The sequence below is a fragment of the Nostoc sp. CHAB 5715 genome, assembly GCF_020829685.1.
Lineage (GTDB): Bacteria > Cyanobacteriota > Cyanobacteriia > Cyanobacteriales > Nostocaceae > Nostoc.
In genome coordinates this window covers 1-3,711 of sequence record NZ_JAIVFR010000763.1, presented here as the reverse complement: position 1 = coordinate 3,711, position 3,711 = coordinate 1, and the positions used below count along the sequence as shown (strand labels likewise).

Sequence of the window (3,711 nt, the reverse complement as noted above, 5' to 3'; positions counted from 1 at the left end):
ATGTGCGTTAAAAATGCCTAGGTTATTTCAGGCTTTTCTTAATTATCCTGCGATCATAAATATACCATGCAGTAGGGGCAATTCATGAATTGCCCCTACTACGTGTAGTTTTGCGTAAGTCGTATAAAAGTTAAATTGAAATTTTTTGTGTTGGTCACGACATCTAAAAAATAATCAGTATGTTATGTTACTGAGCGACATCATTAATGAAATGATCTGATTTTCAGCAATTAACTTAAGTGTGAATACAGCCATTGCGGTATAGGCAGTCGGAGGATTTCTAAATTCTTCTTGACCAAGATATACCAAAGTTTCTGGTGAGTTCTCACTAAAAGCTAGTTTAAACAACGAATTTATAGTACCTGATATCACAACTGATTTGTGATATCAGGTACTACAGAATCCGTTAAGTCAAGCCATCTTAGCTGTTTTCAATTGTATGGAATACATATCTGTTAAGGAGTGCAAAATCTTGCGCCCCATAACGGATTGCATCTATACGAGAATCTGGAGATTTATTTCGGGTTGGTGTCTGAGCAAATTTTTGTAGGAGTTAAGTGAACAAGATGAAACTGTCCAAACAACGTCAAAGCAAAAATAGCGTATTGATTTTAACTTCTCTGGCTGTGTTGGCGTCTCCATTAGTATTGCCCTTGCCACAAGCTTTTGCACAAACATTAACGACTGTTGTAAATTTCAACGGTACTAATGGAGCGGCCCCAAGAGCAGGTGTGCTTGCAGGGAAGGATGGCAATCTTTATGGAACCACTTCCGCAGGTGGTTCGCAAAATAGAGGAACAGCATTCAAATTAACTGGTTCTAATTTTAGTACTCTGACCACACTAGTTAACTTTACTGGAACCAATGGAACTAACCCAGTTGCTAGATTATTCCAGGCAAGTGATGACAATCTATATGGTGCAACCTTTACAGGTGGTACAAATAACCTCGGTACGTTGTTTAAGTTGCAAAAAACAACTTTTACAAACTTGACAACTCTTTTAAATTTCAATGGCACTAATGGAGCCAACCCAGCAGGTCGATTGATTTCAGGTAGCGATGGCAACTTGTGGGGGATAACTTCTGCTGGTGGGGTCAACAGCAGAGGAACTGTATTCAAGATTGCTCTGACTGGTGGTGTCCCCACTATCTTAGTTAACTTCAACGGTACTAATGGAGCAACTCCATTAGCAAGGTTGCAATTAGGTAGTGACGGAAACTACTATGGCAGCGCCTCAGCAGGTGGAGCAACTAATAATGGTGTGGTATACAAGTTAACTCCCGCAGGAGCAATAACTTCATATAACTTTAGTGGCGCTAATGGGCGAAATCCCCGGTCTGCATTAATTGAATCTGATAAAAGCCAATGGAACAGCTAATTTATATTTGATGAATCCAAGTGGAATCACTTTTGGAGCAAATGCTCGATTAGACATTGGTGGTTCTTTTTTAGCAACTACAGCAAATAGTATTAAATTTATTGATAGTATAGGATTTAGTGCTACGGAACCTCAATATCCTCCTTTGCTAACATTAAATGTACCTGTTGGCTTGCAGTTTTATGATACCCTCGGAGAAATTAATGTGCAAGGTAATGGTTTTCCCATTCAGAACTCTATCTTGAGATCCCCTATAGATGCAAGTGTAATTTCTACGGGTTTACAAGTAAAGCCTGGAAATACCTTAGCTTTAATAGGAGGAAAGATATTATTGGATGGAGGAGTCCTTAGTGCCAAAAATGGAAGAATTGATTTAGCAGGTATACAGCAAGGAGAAGTTAATATTAAGCCAGAAGATAACAGGTTATTCTTAACCTATGAAAAAAACATGACTTTTAGAGATATAAGTTTTTTAAAAAATGCTTTAATTTATGTTAATAGCACAGAGGGTAAAGGAAATACTATTAATATTCGGGGAAACGATGTAAAAGTATTAAATGGTGCACTAATTATGAGCCAAAATCAGGGATTTAAGCAAAATGGAGAAATTAGTGTTAACTCTGAAGTTTTGGAAGTTAAAGATGCATCAGAATTTGGTATTAGCGGTATCTATACTAGCAACTTTGGAAACACGCCTGGAGAAAATATTGAACTTAATTCAAATAAAACAACTATTGGGGGAGCGCAAATAGCTACTACTACTTTTAGTAATGCTCCGGGTGGTGAAATAATAGTAAATGCTAACGATTATTTAAAAATTACTGGTTCTACTCCATCTTCTGTTAATCAATTTGGATATGGTGCTATTAATAGTTTCAGTTATCTTAATTATGGAGATAGTGGAAATATTACTGGAGCAATCAAGAATTTGATATTAGAAGATGGGGGTAATATAACTACAGCTTCTAGTTCTTTTGGTAATTCTGGAAATTTAAAATTAAGTACACAAAATATTACACTCAAGAATGGAAGCAGTTTAGGAGCTACAACTTTTAATAGTGGAAAAGGAGGTAATGTTTTAATAAATGCGAATAATACCATAAACATTATAGGTAGGTCGCCTCTTGTCGGCCCTAGTACAATTAATGCTGCTACTTTTGGTAGTGGTAATGCTGGGAATTTAGAAATTAATACCTCAAAGCTAATGATCAGAGATGGTGCGGGTATATCTACAAGTACCGTATCGTTTGGAAGTGCTGGGAATCTTAATATTAACGCTTCTGGTTCAGTAGATATTTCAGGAGTAGATTCAAATTCAAAAATTCCTAGTTTTATAGATTCATCAGGAGCTATTTTAGATAATAGTTTGAGGATTAGATTTAATAGAGTGCCTCCTACTCCTACTGGAGACGCAGGCAAATTAATTATTAATGCTGAACAAGTGAATATTGATAACAATGCTCAAGTTAGTGTTAGAAATAATGGCTCAGGCAATGCAGGAATACTTGAAATTAAAGCTAAAGACATTAACATCACAAACAACGGAGGCGTTACCGCGACCACTGCCGTAGGTGAGGGAGGTGACATTATCTTCAATGCGAACAATGTTCTATTACGCAATAGCAATATCTCTACAACTGCTGGACAGCAAGAAACCAAAGGGAACGGTGGAAACATTAATATTAATACGGAACTATTGCTTCTCTTAGAGAATAGCAAGATTACAGCAAATGCCTTTGAGGGACGGGGTGGTAATGTCACTATCAATACTCAAGGAATCTTCCCTTCTTCTGATAGTAAAATTACAGCTACTTCAGACAGAGGAATTGACGGTATAGTTCAAATAAATACTTTACAATTTGATTTCATTAAAGCAGCGTTCGTTCCACCAGCAATTAATATTCCTACAGTTGCTCAGATTTGCGCTACGCAATCGGGTAAAGCACCTAATGAGTTTGTGGACAGAGGATCTGGGGGTATTCCACAAAGCCCAAGCGATCCCCTCAACAGCACTTATGGCTGGAGAGATGAGCGACAACCTATTTCCACTAAACAATCACAACAGCCAATACAGATCGAAGCAGATCAAGAATATGTAGAAGCACAAGGATGGAAAGACAATGGAAATGGTACAGTAAGTTTTACAACTAAACCAAAAGAAGTGATTTCTTATGGTTCTTTATCAGACTCACCTTGTCACAATTCTCAGAAATGCAAGGGATGTTGCCTATTTCAGCCGCCGGGACTTTATCAATTACGGTAATCCTAGTTTCCATTGTTGTCCCGTGCAAGGCGTAGGTTTTCCCACTGACTCCAACTGAAAGCACAACTC

At 37.6% G+C, this 3,711-nt stretch carries 2 protein-coding genes; both read left to right on the top strand.

Translation table 11 applies throughout. The features are described 5' to 3' along the window. Positions 1 to 566: 566 nt before the first annotated feature. Positions 567 to 1,379 (top strand): choice-of-anchor tandem repeat GloVer-containing protein, encoded by an 813-nt coding sequence (locus LC574_RS30775; RefSeq protein ID WP_229457382.1) that lies wholly within the window; start codon positions 567 to 569, stop codon positions 1,377 to 1,379. Next, complete coding sequence (locus LC574_RS30770; protein ID WP_229457381.1) at positions 1,348 to 3,642, top strand: S-layer family protein; 2,295 nt, start codon at positions 1,348 to 1,350, stop codon at positions 3,640 to 3,642. The genes LC574_RS30775 and LC574_RS30770 overlap by 32 nt, the downstream gene beginning before the upstream one ends. Positions 3,643 to 3,711 lie beyond the last annotated feature (69 nt).